Here is a 20,800-nt window from a genome sequence, read left to right as displayed (position 1 = left end):
CGCCCCTATCTTAAAAGTCAGTTTAGGCGAGCTTAGTCGAACTGTTTGTCGATCATGTCGCCGAAGCGTTCGCCTTCGCTGATTTCGGCATAGCACTGCTGAATGACAGTGCGCGACTGCGGGTCGAGATCGTCATCATCCAGCGCGCTCTTGAACTTTCCCTTCAGATAGTCCTCGCCTTCTTCGACAAGTTCTGCGGCGGCTTCATCGCCGTTTTCGAACGCATCTGCGATGCTCATCCAGGTGCGATGGGCTGATCCAGTCATGGTGCCCTTAGTCACGAGTTCGCCGCCCTGACGCTCGATCTCCGCGTTCAGCTTCGAAACCGTCTTCTCACGTTCGACACGGCGGCGTTCGAGCGCCTGCTTGAGTTGCGGGTTGTTCGCCTTCTCGGCGGCCTGGCGATAACCCTCGACAGAATCGAAAGCGGTATCGGTGAGGGTCTTGAGTACGCTATTGGCAGACATTGAAATCTCCTTTTATCAATTCGTTGTCTGTCCAACGCCCCGACAGGCGAGACTTTCCCGGGCTTGGCGCTGGCCCGGCTCGCTCTGGCGCATTTCCGGCAGTGGGCACCCGATCGCGAGACGAATTCCGCTGGCCCGCAGACGGTCGGTAGCCAAGGCTTCGCGGCGAAACATGCCGGGGATGACATGACCAGGAGACCGAGTGTCTTGATTTTTCGGCGCTGCATATCGACCTATCGAACGAGAGCGACCGATGGTTTCTCGTCGCAAGGCGTGAAAAACGGGTCAATCCGGGCCGCTCCGGCACTTGCTTTGCCCGCCGCCGTTCATTAGGGCGAAAGCGTTATTTGAAACCCCAGAGTGAGAGGGATTACATGAGCGATATCGCTGCACGCGTTAAGAAGATCGTTGTCGAGCATCTCGGCGTCGAAGAGGACAAGGTGACTCCGGACGCCAGCTTCATTGACGATCTGGGTGCCGACAGCCTCGACATCGTCGAGCTGGTCATGGCGTTCGAGGAAGAGTTCGGCGTGGAAATCCCGGACGATGCCGCCGAGAAGATCAACACGGTCGGCGACGCCAACAAGTACATCGAAGAACATACTTCGTAAGCGACCACTGGCCTCGTTCGCGAATGGTCTCCCCGGACGCGGACGGGGTTGGAAGGCTCGGCCCGAAAGGCTGGGCCTTTCTTGATTGGAGAGATGAATATGCGGCGTGTCGTCGTTACCGGACTTGGCCTTGTTACCCCGCTGGGTGGTGACGTTGAAACCACCTGGAAAAACCTGATTGCAGGCGAGAGTGGGATCGGCACGATCACCCGCTTCGATACCGAGGGGCAGAAATGCACCATCGCGGGCGAGGTGAAGCCTGCGGATCATCCTTGGGGCTTCGATGCGAACAAGCGCGTGGATGGCAAGGTGCAGCGCCAAGTCGACCCGTTCATCATCTACGGCATCGACGCCGCGGGCCAAGCACTGGAAGATGCCGGTCTTACCGAAATGGACGAGGAAACGAAGCTGCGCGCGGGTTGCTCCATCGGTTCGGGTATCGGCGGCCTGCCGGGAATTGAACTCGAATCGGTCAACTTGCACGAGCGCGGTCCGGGCCGTGTCTCGCCGCATTTCGTCCACGGTCGCCTGATCAACCTGATCAGCGGTCAGGTGAGCATCAAGTACGGCCTGATGGGCCCGAACCACGCCGTGGTGACGGCATGCTCCACCGGGGCGCACTCGATCGGCGATGCCGCGCGCATGATCAAGGACGACGATGCCGACATCATGCTGGCAGGCGGCGCGGAAGGCACGATCAACCCACTGGGCGTTGCCGGTTTCGCACAGGCGCGCGCGCTCAACTGCTCGATGAATGATCGTCCTACCGAGGCGAGCCGCCCTTACGACAAGGACCGCGATGGCTTTGTAATGGGCGAGGGCGCGGGCGTTGTCGTGCTGGAAGAATACGAGCACGCAAAGGCGCGCGGTGCCAAGATCTACGCCGAAGTCGTCGGTTATGGCCTTTCGGGCGATGCCTATCACGTCACCGCGCCGCACCCCGAAGGCAAGGGTGCCGAAAACGCCATGCGCATGGCGCTGCGCAAGGCCGGGATGGACGGATCGGAAATCGACTACGTCAACGCTCACGGTACGTCGACGATGGCGGACACTATCGAACTCGCCGCGGTAAAGCGCGTGCTGGGCGACGATCTTGGCGGTGCCTCCATGAGCAGCACGAAGAGCGCCATCGGCCACCTGCTGGGCGGCGCTGGTGCGGTGGAGAGCATCTTCTGCATCCTCGCAATGCGCGACCAGGTCGTTCCGCCTACGCTCAACCTGCACAACCCCGACGATGGCACCGAAGGGGCCGATCTCGTCCCTCTCGAGGCGAAGAAGCGCGAAGTGAAGGCCGTGCTCAACAACAGCTTCGGCTTTGGCGGCACCAATGCGTCGCTGGTGATGAAAGCCGTCGAGGACTGATATGAAAAAGCTGCTGGCGGCTGTCGTCGCGCTGGGAATTCTGGCGGTCGCGGCCGTTGGCGGCTGGTTCGCACTCGGCTGGTACGGCGGGGCGGAGATCGACGAAGAAACAGCCTTCATCGTCCCTTCCGGGGCGACGCTTACCTCCGTTGCCGGAAAACTGGAGGAAGAGGGCCTTATCGGCTCTGCCAACGGCTTCCTGCTGCGCGCCAAAGTGTTGGGTAGCAGCGATCCAATCAAGGCTGGCGAGTTCCTGCTTACGCCTGGCATGAGCAACGCCGGGGTCCTTGATCACCTGCAGCATGGCGAGGTGATCCGCCGCTTCGTCACCATTCCCGAAGGCACGCCGTCGGCCATCGTGCATGACATCCTGATGGCTGAACCTTTACTGGAGGGCGATATCCCCGTGCCCGAGGAAGGCAGCGTCCTTCCAGAAAGTTACGATTTCGAGCGCGGTGAAGAACGCGTGGCGGTACTCGCCCGGATGCAACGCGCAATGGATGAGGCGATTGCCGAACTGTGGCCCCGCCGGACGGATCGCACTGTGGCGAAGACGCCGGAAGAGGCGGTCACTCTCGCCTCCATCGTGGAGAAAGAGACCGGGGTGCCCGAGGAACGGCGCATGGTTGCAGGGCTCTATTCCAACCGCATCCGGCAGGGTATCTTCCTGCAGGCCGATCCGACGATCATCTATCCGATCACGCGCGGGCGCCCGCTGGGTCGCCGCATCCGCCAGTCCGAGATCGCCGACATCAACGATTACAACACCTACCAAATGGCTGGCCTTCCCGCCGGGCCGATCACCAATCCGGGCCGCGCCAGCATAGAGGCGGTGCTGAACCCGGCGGAAACAGATGCGATCTTCATGGTCGCCGACGGCAGCGGCGGGCACGAGTTCAACGATACCCTGCAGGAGCATAACGAGGCGGTCGAACGCTGGTTCGCCCTGCGCCGCGAGCGGGGGGAAATGTGATCCCGGATCAGGGTCCGGGACAGGCCTTTGCGGACGGTCCTGCTCCGCTGATCGTCACTGCGGAAATGCCGCCGGACCTGTTCAGCTGGGCCAACCAGTTGAGGCAGGATCATTTCCCGCCAGAACGCAATTACCTGAAGGCGCATGTCACGCTGTTCCACGCCCTTCCGCCCAGCTGCGAGAGCGAACTGCGCGACTGCCTGAAGGAACTCGTGCGCGACAACCCGCCGGTGCCCGCACGCCTTGTCGGCGTGATGAAGCTGGGGAAGGGCACCGCCTTGCAGCTAGAGAGCGAGCGCATGATCGAGCTGTGGCGGCAGCTGGCGGACCGGTTCCACGGAATGCTGACCCCGCAGGACGAACACAAGCCGCGCCTGCATGTCACCGTGCAGAACAAGGTAAGCATCTAGGAGGCCAAGGCGCTGCAGGCGGAGTTGCTGCCGCGTGTCGAGCCGCGCGATTTCGCTTTCACCGGTCTGGCCTACCACTACTACCGCGGTGGCCCGTGGGAGGCGGCAGGGAAGTTTGCTTTTCGCGGCAACAAGCGGACATGATTGCCGCTGCCGCGGCCTCTGGTACGTTGATTTGCGCGCAGGCAAATTGGCAGGTTGACCGCAGGCAAAAGCAGACCTAAATGCGCGCCTCGCCTGCCGCCCGTTCGGTGTCCGCAGGCCAGCCGGATGGCGGAGTAGCTCAGGTGGTTAGAGCAGCGGAATCATAATCCGCGTGTCGGGGGTTCGAGTCCCTCCTCCGCTACCAATCTCGAATCCGCATGGGTTCGCTTGCTTCCGCATGCATCCGTAAAACTCAATTAAAACAGAATGATGTGAGTGATTCGCGTCCGCCTGCGTGCGCATGCATTCGCTTGAAGCCGGATTTGGTGTGGGGGTATTTTGGGGGTATTTTCCGGGGGTAGCGAAAAGGAGCGATACCCCCAATGGCCTTGAGTGAGATTCAGATCAAAAAAGCGAAGGCGGCTGAGCGTCCATACAAGCTTGCGGATGGGGAGGGATTATTCCTCCTCGTGCAAAAGAACGGCTCGAAGCTCTGGCGGCTGAAATACCGGTACCACGGGAAAGAGAAGCTGCTTTCTTTCGGTGCCTACCCCGAAGTCGGAATAGCGGCCGCAAGAGAACTCAAGAGAGCTGCCAAGGGTGTGCTGGCCGAAGGCAGGGACCCGATGGTTCACAAACCGGGTCGGGACTTCGAAGAGGCTAAGACCTTCAGGGCGATTGCCACCATGTGGCATGAGAACAGAGCAAGTAGTCTCAATCCCGCCCATGCGAAGCGCGTGTGGTCGCGGATGGAGCAGGACGTGCTTCCTGTCTTAGGCGAGCTCATGATGCATGAGATAACTCCACCAGAAGTCCTGAAGGTCATTCGGAAGATCGAGGAGCGCGGCGCGCTCGACATCAGTCGACGGGCCAAGCAATGTATTGGTCAGGTATTCCAGTTCGCGATTGCCAGCGGACTTTGCGATTCCGATCCAACGGCGCATCTTCGGGGGGCTTTGAAGCCACGTCCTCGGGTCAAGCATATGGCGAAGCTGCCTCTGGCACAGCTACCCGAACTCATCATCAAGATGGAGCGATACCAGGAAGAGGGTGAGAGACGATCCGAAATTACGCGGGCGGCATTGACCTTTGCTCTTCTTACATGGGTCCGGACCAAGGAACTCCGGTTCGCCAAGAAGCACGAGTTTGAAGGTCTAGTCGGAGATTCACCAGTTTGGCGCATTGGCGCTGATCGGATGAAAATGGGCCGCGAGCATATCGTGCCTTTGTCGCGACAAGCCGCTTCTCTTGCTCAAGATATGATCAGCAAGTCCGAAGGCGAATACGTCTTTCCAGGCCAGAAGCCCAAGATGCCGCTTTCCGAGAATACGATGATCTATGGCCTCTATCGGCTCGGTTACCACGGGCGACAAACTGTTCACGGCTTCAGGGGTCTGGCGAGCACCTGGGCGAATGAGCAGCTGGTCGAGGTCGGCGAACCACCGATGTGGATCCGCAGATATCATGAAGACTGGGTCGAACTGCAATTGGCACACAGCGAAGAGAACGAAGTTCGCGGAGCATACAATGCTGCCGAATATCTCGCTCCTCGGCGTGCAATGCTGCAGGATTGGGCAGACTTCCTCGATTCCATCGGCGGCAAAGCGCGAAACATTGCAGTTTTGAGAGCCGCGTGACCTGCTCCTAGGCGGGCACCTGCCCCAGCCATTCGACGCGAAGGCGGTCGAACCCGACAACGATACCCTCTGCGGTAACCTCAAATCCAAAGTCTTCGTTTGAGGGTTCGTAGTCTTCGAGAACCCAATGATCTCCGGCAACGGTTACAATTACAGCTCCCCGAGGAAGGTGCTCGAGCCGTCCGCTGATCCTTTTCCGATTCGTAGTCATATCGAACTGTATGCCATCCATCGGTCGATAACGCTCTTCACATATCCAGGTGTTTCCCGATTTGTCGGTATCCCGCCGGCTCGCGACACAGCGCCGGGTCCAGCATTGTATGCGGCCAGCGCGAGATGGATCGCACCGAAGCGCTCTAGCATCTGCTTCAGATACCGCGCGCCGCCATCGATGTTCTCAGCCGGATCGTGGCGATTGCTGACACCAAGTTCTCTTGCCGTTCCCGGCATGAGTTGAGCGAGCCCAGCGGCGCCAGCCGGACTGATTGCCATCGGGTTGAACCGCGATTCCTGCCAAATCAGGGCCTGAAGCAGTCGAGGCGGCAATTGATATCGCGCTTCAGCTTGCCGGATGAGTGGCTCATACAAGGCTTCCTTGAAGCTTCTATCGATATAAGCTGTGCTGCCGTCTGGCTTGCCCAAGTAGATTGCAGTTGGGTTGAAAGCGCGCCCTTCGTCGGTTGTAACCTCAACTCTGCTGAGGTCATGGTCGAATACCCGAGCCCGCGCCTCGGATCGTAAGCGAATGGTCCAGAGCCAGATCGCCGCGCGAGGTATTCGCGACGAGGCTATTTTGTCCGCATTTGCCGAGGTTCCGAGAGAGATCTTCGTCGATGAGGGAATGGAAGAATTTACCTATGAGGACACCGCGCTTCCAATTTCTTCCGAACAGACAATCAGTCAGCCTTTTATCGTCGCATGCATGTTCGACGCGGCGGAAGTAAGTACAGGCGACCGGGTACTCGAGGTCGGTGCGGGATCGGGATATGCCGCTGCGGTCCTCTCGCGCATCGTGGATCGCGTTCATGCAATCGAACGTTACGAAGTGTTGGCGCGTCAAGCTGCAGAGAGGATCGACAGGCTCGGCTATGAAAATTGCGAGATTATCGTCGGAGATGGTCTCAAGGGCCTGCGTCATGCAGCACCATTCGATGCGATCCTGGTTGCGGCCCGTTTAGAGACAGTCCCCGAAACCCTCAAGCGGCAACTCGCTATCGGCGGGAGGCTCGTAATACCAGTCGGCGATGAGGACATGCAGCAACTCATGGCCGTGACGCGCACGGGCGAGGACGAGTGGACCAGCCGGGATATCTCAATGGTGCGCTTCGTACCTCTGTTGGAAGGTGTCGTTGCCGAGGACGGTTCGCGTTCGGCCAGTGATCATCGCAGCATGAGTAGCGCAAGCCTCCCGGAAGCCATCGCCAGGGCGTGCGAACCTCTGCCCGAGATCGACGGCGATAGCTTTGCCGCGCATTTCGATGCTTACGCAGACAAGCGCGTTGTCATGCTGGGTGAATGCAGCCATGGCACGCACGAATTCTACGCCGCCCGCGCGGCAATCACGCGGCGTCTTGTCGAACGGCACGGCTTCACCATCGTCGCGGTAGAAGGCGACTGGCCCGATGCGGCCGCCTATCACCGCTTCATCATAGGACAGAAGCAGCCGGATGCTGCAAATCTGCCCTTCCAGCGCTTCCCGACCTGGATGTGGCGCAACACCGTCATGCCGCCGTTCCTGGACAATCTGCGCCGAATAAACGAAACTCTCCCGGAAGGCCGCCGCGCAGGCTTCTATGGCCTCGACATTTACAATATATCTGGCTCGATCGAAGCGATCCTCGCCTATCTTGACGAGAACGATCCCGAAGCTGCCGCTGTTGCACGTGAACGGTATGGCTGCCTCAACCCCTGGCAGTCCGATCCCGCTATCTACGGAAAGATGGCTCTGCGTAAAGGCTTTGCCGAATGCGAGGAGGAAGTTGTCAGACAATGCCGTGAGCTTCTCAATCAGGCTCTTGAAAACGATGGCGGAAGCTTTTCGGCCGCCATGAATGCACGCCTCGTCGCCTCTGCCGAGCGCTATTACCGAATCATGTATTACGGCGGCGCGGAGAGCTGGAACCTTCGCGACAGCCATATGGCCGACACGCTGGAACACCTGCTCGAACAAGGTGGACGAGACAGCAAGGCGATCGTCTGGGCTCATAACAGCCATATCGGCGATGCCCGCGCCACCGACATGGGCGCGGTGCGCGGCGAGCACAATCTGGGGCAGCTCGCGCGCGAACGCTGGGGCGATGAGGTCGCTCTGATCGGCTTCGGTACCCATACCGGGACCGTGAGCGCAGCCAGTGACTGGGACGGAGGTCGACAAGTGAAGTCAGTGATCCCCTCGCGCCGGGACAGTTATGAACGGCTGTTTCACGATTGCGGGGTCCCGCGTTTGCTCCTCGACTTCAATTCCCATCCCGCCCTCTCGCAACGCCTGTCCGAGCCGCGGCTTGAGCGATTCATCGGCGTCATCTATCGACCTGAGACCGAGCGGTGGAGCCATTATAGCGAAGCTGTGCTACCGCGCCAATTCGATGCCTATTGCTGGTTAGACACAACGAATGCGCTCGAGCCGCTCATGCCGCATGAAGATCACCAAGGCACGCCAGAAACCTTTCCGTTCGGACTGTAGCTTAACAATATCGGCGATGCCGGACGATCAACGTGGTGATGGCAGGTTATCTCCGCTTTTTCCGGCGCGTGCGCGCCGCTTTGGACTTCAATCAATGTCACGATGGATATCGTCGTACGGCTTCTTCTCCTACTCGCACCAATGGCCTAGCCTGCGGACACTCCTGCAAGGATTGCCGCCATGCCGACAGCATAGACAACCAGTACGGCAATGCTGTCATAGCCCATGCGCAGCTTTGATTTGTCGCGGCGTTCGACCAATCCGATAAGGATTAGGGCGGTGAGCAGCACGCCGATCAGCGCCGCTGTCATCGATGCGCGATCGACCTGCTCCAGCACCGGCGGCCCTGTGTCGAGCAGATCGATCAGCAGGATCAGCACCACGTCGAACATATTGCCCCCGAGGATATCTCCGATTGCAAGTTCGGCGCGTCGTAGACGGACCGCTGCAATGGCGGTGCTGAGTTCTGGAAGCGAGGTCGCGAAAGCCAACAATGTCAGCCCGACGATGCCGGTTTCGATCCCTGTCTGCTCGGCTAGCCCTTCCGCCCCGAGCGTGGCCATCGTCCCTCCGGCGAATATCGCAATCGCGGAGCCAAGTGTCGCCAACGCGAGGTGCGTATTCGACATCGAAAGCCTGGAAATCTCCTCGTGTCCGGTTTCGCTCGATTCGGCTGGTATCCACGCATCGACGGAAACTTCGCGGTTTAACTGGCGAAGGCATACGATATAGGTGGCCGCAATCAGGATCGGGAAGAACCCGACTCCGACGAGCGGCAGTTCCCAGTCCCCGATCATCACGCCGATGGTAGCAATCACCAAAAGGACGATGCTGACCAGTGCATTGAGTATGGTTCGGGTGCCCGGCACCATGCTTGTAAGGGCATCCCTGCCGATGAACAGGTCCGCAAGCGCAATCACCACCACCTGGAATGCAATCCCGCCGAGCAAATTATTGACCGCCATTGAGGGATTGCCGGTCAGTGTGGCTACCGTGGTGGTCGAGATTTCAGGAAGCGAAGTGACTGCTCCGAGTAGAAGAACGCCGACAATCGCCTGCCCAATTCCGCTACGTTCGGAAATCTCGTCGGCATAGCGCGCCAACCGCGTTCCTGCGGCCCAGACCAACGCTGCACCGGCGAGGAACAGAAGCACCAGAATAGGCAAGCCGAGGCTGGAGACCTGCGACATCGCTCAATTCCCCAGATAGGACGACATGAGCAGAAGCAGCACGAACCCTCCTGCGAAAGCAGGACTCGAAAGCTTGCGCGAGGTGCCAGGCGCATCCGCCTCGGGTATCAAATCCTCGATCGTCGCGGTCAGCAACAGTCCGGCGAACAGCGCCAGCACGAAACCGGTCGTAGCATCGCTGGCGCCGTCGAGAAGCAGGAAACCGGCCACTCCCCCTGCGATCGGCGCGAGCGGGAAGGACAATACGGCCATCAGCCGGGTTCGACGTGGCACGCCCGCCTCGCGAAAACCTGCCGTAATCGCAAATCCGCCCGGCAGATTTCCAAGCACTTGCGAAGCGGCAAGCAGCATGCCCAGGCTAGCGGTCACCGCGCTGCCGCCACCGGTCATGAGCCCGTCCGTGAATAGATCGATCACCACTGCCGTATAGGCACCCCAGAGCAGTTGATCGCCACCGCTTGAACCGCCACGGAGTCGGCGCGAAAGCGATACGAGCAATACTGAAAACAGCGCTCCAACGATGATTGCGACGGCGACGATACATGTCTCGCCCCGAGCCAAAGATCGGGGGACCAGTTCGATCGCGGCAACGCCAGTGGCAAGCCCTGCCGCCATGTGGAGCGAGGCGCCTGTGAGCCAGGCAGGCGGCTTGCGCCATTCGGCCAGTGCGACACCAAGGAGATTTCCTATCGCAGGAAGCAGCGCCAGCAGCAGCACCGTATCCAGATCGAGCGAGCCTCCCATCAGCGGATCAGCCGGTCGAGCGAACCGTATGTTTCGTTGATCTTCCCGCGGCGGAATGCCAGCGTGGAAATGGCGAACCCGCCCACGATGCTTACCGCAATATGTGCGAAGGTTGCTTCAAACAAGAAAGGCGTGGCTGCGATCGCAAGCCCCAAAGGAACAAGCAGGAGGCGCGCCGTACGGGTGACCTCGGCCGCCGCAACGGCAAGCACCGTAACGACCATTGCGCCGAGCAGATGATCGGCGTTTGCCAAGGATCCTTCCGCTCCGAGCGTCAGCCGCGAGAACATGAAGGAGAGGCCGATTGCGCCCGCCAACCACAGATTCCATGGCAGGGCAACTGCGCCGCCCCACATCGCCCTGAGGATCGCCCCGGGCCGTCGCTCGAACTCGCGGTGAGGTTCGCTCATCGCCGATCCTTCGTCACCATCGCCGAACAGAATTACGCGCAGCAGGCTCGCGCCCGCCTTGCGCCGCCGGTTGAGAAAGGACAGGCTGGCAGCCAGTTCGTCGAGCGAATAGGGAATCTGTATCAGCATAGCAGCGGCGCCAATCAGTGCGAGCGTGCTCCATGTTCCGATAACGATGGGCTGGATGATGATGAAGCCGATCGAGACGATGCCCAGAGGGACGATCATCAGGCCGAACAACAGTACCAACCAAGGCATTGTTCGCCAGCGTGCACGGCTGCCGACGATGCCGGTGAGAATCTCGAGCATGTAGGTGTAAGCGCCGAGCGCTGCGTCCGGCACGGGCCAGGCCTCACTCACGCTTGAGGTAATGATCTCCTCGGTCCCATTCTGCGGATCGGATACGCTTCCGGCGAAGAACGGCTCCCAGACGCTATCGAGATGTCCCATCTGATAGGCTGCGAGGTAACGGCTGAACAGCAATCCAACGATGGCGAGCAGGATTATCGGCAAGCGCTGTGTCCAAGCCGAAGGATTGAAGCTCCAACCGGGAGGGACTTCTGGGGCAGGCTTGCGGGCTAGAATACCCGGACCAACTTCGGGTGGTGTACCAACCGCGAATCCAAAAATGAGCGCGCCGACCAGCGTGTCGGAGAGATAGGCCGCCGCATTAGGGGTCACGAACAGCATCGGCAGGGCCATCACGAGCATGCCAATCCCTGCGGATAGCCAACGAGCCCAGCCCAATTTCCAACTTAGCGACAGCGTTGCAGCGACGAGCAGTGCCACGCCGAGACCGACCTCGGCCCATGCGTAGAACGGATTGTCGATTCCGATGAGAGGTGGCTGGGTGACAAGCCAGAGGCCCAGTGCGATGTTAACGAAATGTGCCCAGCGCGAAGAGCGATGCTGGACTATGCGCCGATCTTCTACTTCGGCACGTAACTCTTCCGGGTCGACGCCCTGCTTTTCTGCCCCCTCGAGCCACGGCGGGGGGGTGATACCGTTGCGCTCGTACCATGCAATGGGATCCGCCTTGAGTCTGGCGATGATCGCCGGCAATGAGTCCTCCAGTCGGTGGGCTGGAATCCAGTCGAGCCAACCTTCAGCGCGACTGATGTCGAGCGCGTAATGATCGTCTGCCATATCGATCATGTACGGCTGGATGAAAGGTTTTTCCCCCTGGTCGATACTGTCGGGGACTAACGGCTCGGCTCGGTTCTGAATTTCAGCGCCGACCTTGGCAAGAGATGCGGGAACCTTGATCGTCGTCCACTCCGCCTCGCCGTGGATCAGCTGTCCGATGCGGTCCTGCAAGTCGTCGTAACCGACCGCGAAACGTTCGCCGATCAGGATCTCCGCATCTATGGGGAGGCTCTTGCGACGCTCGACGACTCGCCTGAAAGCATCCACCATGTCCTTGCGATGCAACATGGCCTGTCCGGCATTCAGCGGCCCAGAGTAGAGATGCGCCTCGAGTTCGCGCTCGTAAATCCGAGCGATCTGATGCGACAGTGTGGGAACAGCCGACTCCTCGTCGTACACGCCCGCCAGGCGCAGGATGGCATAGGGCATCTGCGCTTCGTCGCGTATCAGGCTTTCCACCTTCGTCTTCGATTCCGGATAGGCCCATTGTGGATCCTGCGGTGTCGTTTCGTCGATACGCTGTCCGGGGTCTTTCGGCGCATGGACCAGCATGGTGCTAGCATAGACGAAGCGCTCGACTTGAAAGTCCGATAGCGCGCTGAGCAGATTGCGCGTGCCCTCTAGATTGACTTGGTCATAAAGCGGGCTGGGCTTGCCCGAAAAATCGAAGAAAGCGACGAGATGGATCACCGCAGCGATCTCACGCCCGCATTCCTTGCCGATTACATCTAGGGCGAGCCGAACAGATTGGGACGAAGTAATGTCAACTTCGACAAGCTCGACCGCCAATCCGTCGTCGGCATCGCGATCAAGCCCAACAACCCGGTAGTCTGCGGCAAAAGCCTCGGTCAGGGTCCGACCAAGATTGCCCGTAGCGCCAGTTATCAGCACAAGGGGTTTGGATTTGCCGCTATCGTCCGCCAGAAGGCAGCTCCTCGCTTGCTCTGTAATCGTTCAACAGATGACGGTTCGATAGGTTTCGAAATTGCCACATCCCATAGCGCTTACCTCGCTACCAATAGCAGTCTCGCTACTAGATTGACGCAAGACGCCGACGCTCACTCGGGAAACTCTATTTCGAAATTTAACAGATAGATATGCAATCAAAACGGAACGCGCCAGTAGCCATATAGGGCCTGTGCATAGGAGCTATCCCAGTCCGGAGCAGTTCCCCCCTCGATAAACGGGCTGTTCCGGAAGGTGTCATCATCTGCAGATACGACATATCCTCCCAAATCATTGCTATATTCCAGAGCGTCCCATGGTACCGGCCGGAGCTCATCACCTAGCCCAAGGAAACCACCGAAACTCATTACAGCAAATTCGGCCTTGCCCGATCGCTTGTTGACCATGAAGTGATTGATCCGGCCAATGCGCTCCCCGTCCGGACGGTAAACTCTGGTGCCTTCAACACGATCCGATGCGATGAAATTTCCGCTCGGGTCATCGAACGCCGCCCTTTCCTGTCTGCGCAATTCTTCGACGTTCGGGCTAACCACGTCGGCTTTCGTGGTCTTTGTCGACATCACTTTTTCCTATGTGTCACTATTAAGGCTGCAGCTGTCACCGCTCATATCGATCGAACGATTAGGCAGCGGGCGCAGTTCCGAATGCCAATTCTTGCCTCGATGTCTGTTGAGCTGAAGATGGCCGGCCCGCCGGATTTCGGACATTCGGCATTACCGAAGGCAGAATGGCACGATCTCTGCGCTCACTCGTTTACCTATCGAGGAGTTATCCTCTAGAATGAACGCGATAGCTCCTTAAACACTCTCTAATTTACAGGAGAAGGAGCATGTTAGACGAAAGAATGAGTGAGCAATCCGTTATAGGCAGTGACCGCGTCGAAGGCACATCGATCTATGGCACAAACGGCGATAAGATCGGATCGGTTCGCCGCATCATGATCGACAAAATAACTGGAGAAGCGCGCGATGTAGAAGTATCTGTCGGCGCCTTCCTGGGCATGGGCGGTGAGCTTCACAGTCTTCCGTGGGAAAAGCTAGAATACGATACGGAACTCGGCGGGTATAAGCTCGACGTTACCGAGGAACAATTGCGGGGCGCTCCGACTTATGGTGAAGCCGATCGCGATCGACAGCTTGATCGCGAGTATCAGACAAGAGTCTATTCGCACTGGACGGTTAGCCCTTATTGGTAATTGGTACGGTTGCCGAAATAAGCCTTAGCCGGCGTGCGCCGGCTGAGGCTCATATCATCTTGACTAGAAGTGAGACTGCATGAAACGCTCGGTGATTACTTCTGCCGCGGGAGCTATGCTCCTTGTCTCGTCGTGTGGCGAAGCAGATGAGGCCAACGTCGAGCCGAATATGGGAGCTGCGGAAACTAAAGAGGAAGCGGACATTCGCCCAACTTCGGACAATCCTGGGAGGGATGAAGATAGGCAGAGCCCCGTTTTGGAAGGTGAGATGGGCTTTTTCTTCAACCCGGGAGATCGGGGTCCTACGTTGAGTTACGGTGTTGCCAATACAGATAACATCGCCGTCAATCTTCGGTGCCCGGCCGGAGGCATGGGTGAGACTTTGCTGGTTTACTTCAACCGTCCGGCTGGCATTGTATCGCAACGGCCGGACACTCTTACGCTCGCCGCTGGCGAAGCTGAACTGCAACTCTCAATCGAACGGCGCTCGACGCAGCTCGGCACGACCGTCCAGGTCCAGACTGACCCGGCAAGCGCTCCGATACGGGCGTATCGGCGGGGAGCGTCGCTCAAAGTTCGCTATGGAGAAGAAACGATCGTGATCCCGTCGGAAAGCGAAGATGAGAACGTTCGAAGCTTCTTCGACGCTTGCGCCGTCTAAGAAGAACAATTCCTTAGAAAGCCCAGCGCCAAGACTACCTAGCTGCAGACGAATATGAGCGAGATAAATGGATGGCGCCCAGGGAAGGTCGAGCCAGCATTAAATCGAACCCACTAATTACCACTATCTGGCTTGGGTAGTCGGAGACCCACGCGACGCGACCTTGGGGGCAATCCGCCAAACGGTGTTCGAAACGTCGTCAGCAACCAGGAGTACTCGGCGTTCCGCATCGTATGTCACGCCTACCGGACGACCGCGCGCATGGCCATCTTTGAGAAAGCCCGTGACAAGGTCTACCGGTTCGCCTCTGGGGCGCCCTCCAGTGAAAGGAACGAAGACAACCTTGTAGCCAGAAGGGTCTGCACGGTTCCAGCTTCCGTGCTGGCCGACAAACGCGCCTACGCTAAACTGTCCGCCCAGGCCGCCATCACTCGCGAAATCGACGCCCAGAGCCGCGACATGTGACCCAAGCGCATAGTCTGGTACGATCGCTTGCCTTACCAAGTCCGGACGGGCCGGCTTGATCCGCGGATCGACGTTCCCGCCGTAATAGCTGTAAGGCCAGCCGTAGAAGCCTCCCTCGCGCACCGAAGTCAGGTAGTCCGGAACGAGTTGTGGTCCCAATTCGTCGCGTTCATTGACGACGGCCCAGAGGCGCTCGTTCCAAGGGTCGAATGCAAGCGCTGTTGGATTGCGCAGACCAGAAGCGAAAATCCGGCTCGCACCCGTTTCGCGGTCTATTTCCCAAATGACGGCGCGGTCTTCTTCGACATCCATCCCGCGCTCACCCACGTTGCTGTTGGAGCCGATACCGACATAGAGCTTCGAACCGTCCGGGCTGGCCGTCATCGCCTTGGTCCAGTGGTGGTTGATTTTGGCAGGGAGCTTGGTCAGTTCCCTCCCCGGCTCTGTAATGCGGATCGCCCCTTCGGTGTAGGGAAAACTCACCAGATTGTCTTGGTTCGCCACGTAAAGCGTGTTGTCAACGAAGGCCAAACCATAAGGCGCATCAAGGCCTTCGATAAAGGTCGTTTGCAGGTCGGTTTGCCCGTCGCCGTCCCTGTCGCGTAACAGGGTGATGCGATCGCCGCCCTCGACGGAACTCTTGCCGCGCTGCTTGATCCATCTTGCTATGATGTCCTTGGGCCGCAACTTGGGCGCATTACCGCCAGATCCCTCGGCAACGAGAATATCGCCGTTCGGAAGCACGAGCACCTGTCGCGGGATTTTGAGGTCCTTGGCGATAGCCGAAATCGTATAACCTTCGGGGACCGTAGGCAGGTCATCGCCCCATCCCTGGGGCGTCGGTATCTCCATTGCCGGAACGAGAGCGTCGTTCTGTTCGGGCAGTTCAGGACGCTCGCCGGTCTGGTCGAGATCGGGATCGCTATTTCCCTGACATCCGGTCAGGATAAGGATCAATGGTGCTGTGAGAATGGCTAGCCGGCTCATGTGCGATCCTCCACCGAATAGGTATTTCCATTAGCAATGAACGCCGCGCCGAAGGCGAGCAATGTGCAGAGAATGGAAAGCACTAGCCCCACTGTTCCGACTGAATGCCAGCCGTCTCGCGCATGCTGGAACGCGTTCACCACGCCCAAGATGAACATCACTGCGACCACAATGAGGTAAAGTATGCCTCGCCCCTGTGAGTGACGCGCTCGCCCAGAGAACAGGCCGATCAGCGCCCAGGCCACTACCAGACCCGCAAAAAGGTCAGCTCCGGCGATCAACCAAGACGAAAAGTTGGTCCATTGGATCTGGGCAGTGTTGAGATAGGTGATGTCTGTCAGCAGCGCCGCAGGGTATAAGGCCACTGGAAAGGCCAGCAGGATTGCGTGCAGCGGATGGGCGAATGATCGAGAACTATTGACGGTTCGGTCCATGCGGCCATCTCCTTTGCCAAACATGACATTGCAAACTAACCGATAAATGCAGGAAAAGTGCCGAAAGCTACGGCAGCGACAGCCAAACCCAGTGCGCCAAGTGCAACGGGAGGACGTGGGCGAGGTAATTGTTTACCCTTCCAAGCCAGCGCCGCCAGGCCGGCAATTCCCGCACCCACCGCGAGGAATTGGGCGATCGGCTTACCGGGAAAAATTAGCACCGCGCCGTAGCTCACAAGAAAATGAGCCGACCAAACACAAAAAGCGAAAACCAGCGTGCGGTAGATTGCAGGGCGATCGATCGCATCGCCGCTCTCGTCTTCGCGCCGTTCAAACACCGGGGAATACCCGCGGCAATGTAGTGAAGACAATGCCTTGAAGCGCGCAGAACATGATGAAGCGTGCAACGACGTCCATGGTGACATTGGTGGGTGTTGTCATGATTCCTCGTGCCTCGCGAAATGCGAGGTAGGCAGCCATTATTACGGCGACCAAGACCACCTGACCCTGAAGGACCGAAAGCATGAAGACTGTAGCGCCCATGCCGTTCGCGGTCGGCGCAAGTCCAGTAGCGAGCCACCCAGAGACATCCAGATAGAGAGCGCCCACCAGTAGCGCTGCGGCGAGAGCTTCGAGCATCCAGGGCAAGTCTTCGGCTAGACGCCCTTCCTTGCTCGCGAGAACGCGCCTCCCACCCCACGCGGCGAGCACAGCCAGCGCTTCGATGCCCACAATCAATGCTGTTTCGCCAAGCGGCGGCGGCGCACTCCAGACCTCCGGGTTGATACCATAGAGATAGAGATAAGCGAAGATCGCCATGAAACCGATCATGCCAATTACGACCATGAGCGTGTTCAGCGCCCACCAGCCATGACTCTTGGAGCCTGTGATCGCGATGGGCACCTCAATACCTCCCCCGATATCGGCCATTTCCTGCTTGATGGGACGGTCAGTTTCCCACAGCCAGCGCAGCGTGCTGAGCACCGCTACCATCCCGCAAAAAATTGAAAAGGGGTATGCCTGAACGGTCAGAGAGAGGAAAAACAGCGCCGTGAATATTGCTGCCGACAGCGGCCAAGGTGAAGGTCCGGGCATCAACTGGACATACTGGGGCTCGGCCATCACAGTGGAGGTGATCAGCGTCTCTCGCTGGCCGGTTGCCGAATTGGGCAGGAAATAACGGCCCTCCTCGACTTCTTTGGAAATCTGCGGTCGATCCCACAGAGGTTCGCGCGAAGTTACGAGCGGGATCGAACGTGTGGAGTATAGCCCAGTCGGCAGCCATTCGAGGGTTCCGCCTCCGTAAAGGTTCCCAGCGTCGTCATGGACCGTAAAACGGAACCTGCGCGCAACATCGAAAAGGAACAGGAGGATACCCGCCGCCATCACAAAGGCACCGATCGTCGAGACGAGGTTGAGCAGATCGAGGTCGCGTCCGGGCAAATAGGTATAGACTCGCCGCGGCATGCCCATAAGCCCGGTGAGGTGCATCGGGAAAAACGTGATGTGGAGCCCGGCGAACATCAGCCAAAACACCCATTTGCCAAGCTTCTCGGACAGCGCCCCGCTACTTGTCATACCGTGCCAGTGATAGAATGCGGCAAACATCGGAAAGACCATTCCGCCCATAAGGACGTAATGCAGGTGGGCGACGATGAAATAGGTGTCGTGCGCCTGCCAGTCGAACGGCACCATGCCGACCATTACACCCGTCAGACCGCCCATGGTGAAGATCACCACGCTCCCGACTACAAACAAAGCGGGTGTGGTCCACTTGATCTTGCCGCTTGCCAGCGTTGCGATCCAGCAGAACACCTGGATACCGGCCGGCAGGCTTACTGCCATGCTAGCGGCAGAGAAATACCCTGCCGAGACGCGAGGCATATCGGTGGTAAACATGTGATGCGCCCAAACACCGAAGCTGATGAAGCCGGTTGCCACCAGTGCCAGCACATTGAGCCGGTAACCAACCAGCGGAACCTTGGCCACTGCGGCGACCATCATGCTCATCAGCCCGGCCGCTGGGATGAAAATGATATAGACTTCGGGATGGCCGAAGAACCAGAATAGGTGCTGCCAAAGCATGGGATCACCGCCCCTTAAGGCATCGAAGAAGGGCCAGTTGAACGCTCGCTCGATCTCCAGCAACATCGTGCATAGGATGACGCTGGGGAAAGCCACCACGATCATCACCGCAAAGACGAGCATTGCCCAGGCGAACATCGGCATCTTGTCGAGTGTCATTCCCGGGGCACGTGTTCGCAGCACGCCCACAATGATCTCTATCGCTCCTGCGATGGCTGAAATCTCGATGAAACCAATTCCGAGTAACCAGAAATCGGTATTTATGCCGGGGCTGAACGCGATGCTCGTAAGCGGGGGATACATGAACCACCCGCCATCGGGCGCGAGACCGACGAACAAGGAGAGAAAGAACATCGTCCCGCCAACGAAATAGGCCCAGAAGGCAAAAGCGGAGAGGCGAGGAAATGGTAGGTCACGCGCGGCCAGCATCTGGGGCAGCAGCATGATTCCGATCGCTTCTACCATCGGCACAGCGAACAGGAACATCATCACCGTTCCGTGCATCGTAAAAAACTGGTTGTAGGTGTCGACGCCGAGAAAATCCTGCATCGGAGCAGCGAGCTGCACGCGCATGCCGAGAGCGAGGACGCCAGCTGCAAGGAAGAAACCAAAAGCAGTGACTACATACCAGAAGCCGACGTAATTGTTGTTTACCGCGGTCAGCCGGGCCCAGCCCTTCGGTGCCTTCCATATTTCGGCCAGTTCCTCGACTTCGCTGTCCGGGCGCTTTTCCGCAGGAAAGCGCTTGTAAAGCGCGTAGTCGAAACCCGTCTCGGACTTCATTTCTGCTGCTCGAGCCACGTAGCTATTGCTTCAAGCTCTTCGGCGCTCAGCATGTCGTAGCTTGGCATGCGATTGCCCGGCTTGATCGATTGGCTGTCGCCGATCCAGCCGATCAACGTTCCACGATGGTTGGGAAGGATACCAGCGCCAAGCGTTCGGCGAGAGCCAACATGAGTAAGGTCGGGACCGGCAAGTCCATTGGCCTCAGTTCCTGCTATCCGATGGCAGGCCGCGCAACCACTTTCCATGAACAGATCGCGGCCGGAGACCAGGCCAGCGTCTTCAATTGAAGCTCTCGCAGAGGAAGTCGTCGAAGCCATGCCGGAACGCTCGGTCTTAGCGAGTTGCTGCTCCTCTTGCGCTGGTTCGTCATCGCCGACCAACGCAAGCCGATCGATACGCGCAGCGCGCCATCGGCGGTAATCGCTCTCCTCATGCGCAATGGCGACAAAACCCATAAGGGCGTGCTGCCCGCCGCAATACTCCGCGCATACCCCGCCGAATTCGCCCGCGCGATCAGCTTCAATCCTGAGCAAGGTTCTGCGGCCGGGAATCATGTCTTTCTTGCCCGAGAGGTGCGGAACCCAAAAACTATGAATCACATCTGCGGACTCGAGTTCGAGCACGACCGGCTGATCTACAGGGATGTGGATTTCATTGGCATCTTCCATCACCACCGCTCCCGATTGATCGAGATACTGCACTCTGAACCACCACATTTCGCCGGTTACACGAATGCGCATTTCGTCTCCGCGGATCGGCTCGGTCAGATTGGCAGTGAGTGTTAGGCCCCATATGAGGAGCGCAGTCAGCACCACTCCGGGAAACGCAACGCCTCCGATCCAAACCGCGCGTTCGCCGCCCAGCTTGGCTTTCCATCCGGCGGGTCCCTTGATCGCTATCCAGAGCGCTGCAACTACAATCGCGGTAACGAAAAAACCAAGACCGAACAGCGCCCAGGCAAGTACCGTCACCTGCTGCGAATATGGCCCGGCCGGATCGAGCACCGGTGGCGGCCATCCCCAAAGAGCTTCAATCATGATCCAACCCGTATAAATACGCTGCGATATCCTCTGCCTCACCCTCGGTGACAGGCATGCGCGGCATAGTCGATCCCGGTTTTGCCGAGGGTGCATTGCGGATAAAGGCTGCCAATACATCTGGCCGATTGGGCAGTGCTCCGGCGATCAGCCCGACATCGTCGAACCCTTTGAGCGAAGGGCCGAGCCGACCAGCGGGCCAATCCAAGCCGGGAATCTCATGGCAAGAACCGCATCCCGCGCGCTTGATGGCCGCGAGCCCACGCTCCTTCGCATCGTCTACCGGTTCGCGTCTTGTCTCGACCGGGTCCTTGCAAGCTGCGAGCGGACCACAGGTTATCAGTGCCATGATCGCCATGGTTGTCTTCCAAAGCCGGTCACGATGCTCCGCTGGCCCCATTCCAATG

General features: G+C 58.8%; 21 protein-coding genes and 1 tRNA gene. 9 read left to right on the top strand and 13 right to left on the bottom strand.

Translation table 11 applies throughout. The features are described from left to right. Window positions 1–32: 32 nt before the first annotated feature. A complete protein-coding gene (locus D2V07_RS13715) occupies window positions 33–467 on the bottom strand; it encodes a ferritin-like domain-containing protein (protein ID WP_119587520.1) in 435 nt (144 codons plus the stop codon). Window positions 468–841: 374 nt separating this feature from the next. Between D2V07_RS13715 and D2V07_RS13710 the strand changes: the two genes are divergently transcribed. The 6 genes from D2V07_RS13710 (at window position 842) to D2V07_RS13685 (ending at window position 5,604) form a co-directional block, all read left to right on the top strand. Then, complete coding sequence (locus tag D2V07_RS13710; protein WP_119587519.1) at window positions 842–1,078, top strand: acyl carrier protein; 237 nt, start codon at window positions 842–844, stop codon at window positions 1,076–1,078. A 99-nt stretch (window positions 1,079–1,177) separates the two neighbouring features. Then, complete coding sequence (gene fabF, locus D2V07_RS13705; protein ID WP_119587601.1) at window positions 1,178–2,440, top strand: beta-ketoacyl-ACP synthase II; 1,263 nt, start codon at window positions 1,178–1,180, stop codon at window positions 2,438–2,440. A gap of 1 nt (window position 2,441) precedes the next feature. Then, window positions 2,442–3,413 (top strand): endolytic transglycosylase MltG, encoded by a 972-nt coding sequence (mltG, locus tag D2V07_RS13700; protein ID WP_119587518.1) that lies wholly within the window; start codon window positions 2,442–2,444, stop codon window positions 3,411–3,413. Beyond that, window positions 3,410–3,823 (top strand): 2'-5' RNA ligase family protein, encoded by a 414-nt coding sequence (locus D2V07_RS13695; protein ID WP_325049023.1) that lies wholly within the window; start codon window positions 3,410–3,412, stop codon window positions 3,821–3,823. The genes mltG and D2V07_RS13695 overlap by 4 nt, the downstream gene beginning before the upstream one ends. Before the next feature lie 272 nt (window positions 3,824–4,095). Next, window positions 4,096–4,172, top strand: a tRNA-Met gene (locus D2V07_RS13690). Between the two features lie 178 nt (window positions 4,173–4,350). Next, window positions 4,351–5,604 (top strand): tyrosine-type recombinase/integrase, encoded by a 1,254-nt coding sequence (locus tag D2V07_RS13685; RefSeq protein WP_066777467.1) that lies wholly within the window; start codon window positions 4,351–4,353, stop codon window positions 5,602–5,604. Between the two features lie 7 nt (window positions 5,605–5,611). Here D2V07_RS13685 and D2V07_RS18895 read toward each other — a convergent pair whose 3' ends face one another. Both D2V07_RS18895 and D2V07_RS13675 read right to left on the bottom strand, forming a co-directional pair. Beyond that, window positions 5,612–5,815, bottom strand: a complete 204-nt coding sequence (locus D2V07_RS18895; RefSeq protein WP_082922580.1) for a DUF5818 domain-containing protein — start codon at window positions 5,813–5,815, stop codon at window positions 5,612–5,614. Beyond that, window positions 5,812–6,381 (bottom strand): lytic transglycosylase domain-containing protein, encoded by a 570-nt coding sequence (locus D2V07_RS13675; protein WP_233548417.1) that lies wholly within the window; start codon window positions 6,379–6,381, stop codon window positions 5,812–5,814. Before D2V07_RS13675 ends, D2V07_RS18895 begins: the two co-directional genes overlap by 4 nt. Here D2V07_RS13675 and D2V07_RS13670 point away from each other — a divergent pair. Next, window positions 6,350–8,287: a protein-L-isoaspartate(D-aspartate) O-methyltransferase gene (locus D2V07_RS13670; protein ID WP_119587516.1), complete on the top strand. Its 1,938-nt coding sequence runs from the start codon at window positions 6,350–6,352 to the stop codon at window positions 8,285–8,287. The two genes, D2V07_RS13675 and D2V07_RS13670, sit on opposite strands and share 32 nt — an antisense overlap. Before the next feature lie 146 nt (window positions 8,288–8,433). On the opposite strand, the gene D2V07_RS13665 is transcribed toward D2V07_RS13670, so the two are convergent. The 4 genes from D2V07_RS13665 to D2V07_RS13650 all read right to left on the bottom strand — a co-directional run bounded on the left by D2V07_RS13665 (window position 8,434) and on the right by D2V07_RS13650 (window position 13,303). Beyond that, window positions 8,434–9,477: a sodium:calcium antiporter gene (locus D2V07_RS13665; RefSeq protein ID WP_119587515.1), complete on the bottom strand. Its 1,044-nt coding sequence runs from the start codon at window positions 9,475–9,477 to the stop codon at window positions 8,434–8,436. A 3-nt stretch (window positions 9,478–9,480) separates the two neighbouring features. Continuing rightward, window positions 9,481–10,221 carry a ZIP family metal transporter gene (locus D2V07_RS13660; RefSeq protein WP_119587514.1) on the bottom strand — a complete coding sequence of 247 codons (741 nt, stop codon included), beginning with the start codon at window positions 10,219–10,221 and terminating at the stop codon, window positions 9,481–9,483. Beyond that, window positions 10,221–12,668: an NAD-dependent epimerase/dehydratase family protein gene (locus D2V07_RS13655; RefSeq protein WP_233548411.1), complete on the bottom strand. Its 2,448-nt coding sequence runs from the start codon at window positions 12,666–12,668 to the stop codon at window positions 10,221–10,223. The genes D2V07_RS13660 and D2V07_RS13655 overlap by 1 nt, the downstream gene beginning before the upstream one ends. A 212-nt stretch (window positions 12,669–12,880) precedes the next feature. Beyond that, entirely contained in the window at window positions 12,881–13,303 is a 423-nt protein-coding gene (locus tag D2V07_RS13650) for a PRC-barrel domain-containing protein (protein ID WP_119587512.1), read from the bottom strand. Window positions 13,304–13,572: 269 nt separating this feature from the next. Here D2V07_RS13650 and D2V07_RS13645 point away from each other — a divergent pair, with 269 nt between their 5' ends. Beyond that, window positions 13,573–13,938, top strand: a complete 366-nt coding sequence (locus D2V07_RS13645) for a PRC-barrel domain-containing protein (RefSeq protein WP_119587511.1) — start codon at window positions 13,573–13,575, stop codon at window positions 13,936–13,938. A gap of 79 nt (window positions 13,939–14,017) precedes the next feature. Continuing rightward, a complete protein-coding gene (locus D2V07_RS13640; RefSeq protein WP_119587510.1) occupies window positions 14,018–14,599 on the top strand; it encodes a hypothetical protein in 582 nt (193 codons plus the stop codon). A gap of 123 nt (window positions 14,600–14,722) precedes the next feature. Here D2V07_RS13640 and D2V07_RS13635 read toward each other — a convergent pair whose 3' ends face one another. The 6 genes from D2V07_RS13635 to D2V07_RS13610 are packed head-to-tail and all read right to left on the bottom strand — an operon-like array spanning window position 14,723 to window position 20,751. Further along, window positions 14,723–16,051 carry a PQQ-dependent sugar dehydrogenase gene (locus tag D2V07_RS13635; RefSeq protein WP_119587509.1) on the bottom strand — a complete coding sequence of 443 codons (1,329 nt, stop codon included), beginning with the start codon at window positions 16,049–16,051 and terminating at the stop codon, window positions 14,723–14,725. Beyond that, entirely contained in the window at window positions 16,048–16,485 is a 438-nt protein-coding gene (locus D2V07_RS13630; RefSeq protein ID WP_119587600.1) for a DUF2231 domain-containing protein, read from the bottom strand. Before D2V07_RS13630 ends, D2V07_RS13635 begins: the two co-directional genes overlap by 4 nt. Window positions 16,486–16,520: 35 nt before the next feature. Further along, on the bottom strand, window positions 16,521–16,823 hold the full coding sequence (locus D2V07_RS13625) for a hypothetical protein (RefSeq protein WP_119587508.1): 303 nt from the start codon (window positions 16,821–16,823) through the stop codon (window positions 16,521–16,523). Further along, a complete protein-coding gene (locus tag D2V07_RS13620) occupies window positions 16,816–19,353 on the bottom strand; it encodes a cbb3-type cytochrome c oxidase subunit I (protein WP_119587507.1) in 2,538 nt (845 codons plus the stop codon). The genes D2V07_RS13625 and D2V07_RS13620 overlap by 8 nt, the downstream gene beginning before the upstream one ends. Next, window positions 19,350–20,393: a cytochrome c oxidase subunit II gene (locus tag D2V07_RS13615; RefSeq protein ID WP_119587506.1), complete on the bottom strand. Its 1,044-nt coding sequence runs from the start codon at window positions 20,391–20,393 to the stop codon at window positions 19,350–19,352. Before D2V07_RS13615 ends, D2V07_RS13620 begins: the two co-directional genes overlap by 4 nt. Then, on the bottom strand, window positions 20,386–20,751 hold the full coding sequence (locus D2V07_RS13610) for a c-type cytochrome (RefSeq protein WP_199698797.1): 366 nt from the start codon (window positions 20,749–20,751) through the stop codon (window positions 20,386–20,388). The genes D2V07_RS13615 and D2V07_RS13610 overlap by 8 nt, the downstream gene beginning before the upstream one ends. Window positions 20,752–20,800 lie beyond the last annotated feature (49 nt).

The sequence above is a fragment of the Aurantiacibacter zhengii genome, from assembly GCF_003584125.1.
GTDB lineage: Bacteria > Pseudomonadota > Alphaproteobacteria > Sphingomonadales > Sphingomonadaceae > Alteraurantiacibacter > Alteraurantiacibacter zhengii.
Note: the sequence above shows the minus strand (reverse complement) of the source record. Positions and strands in the feature narration are given on the sequence as shown.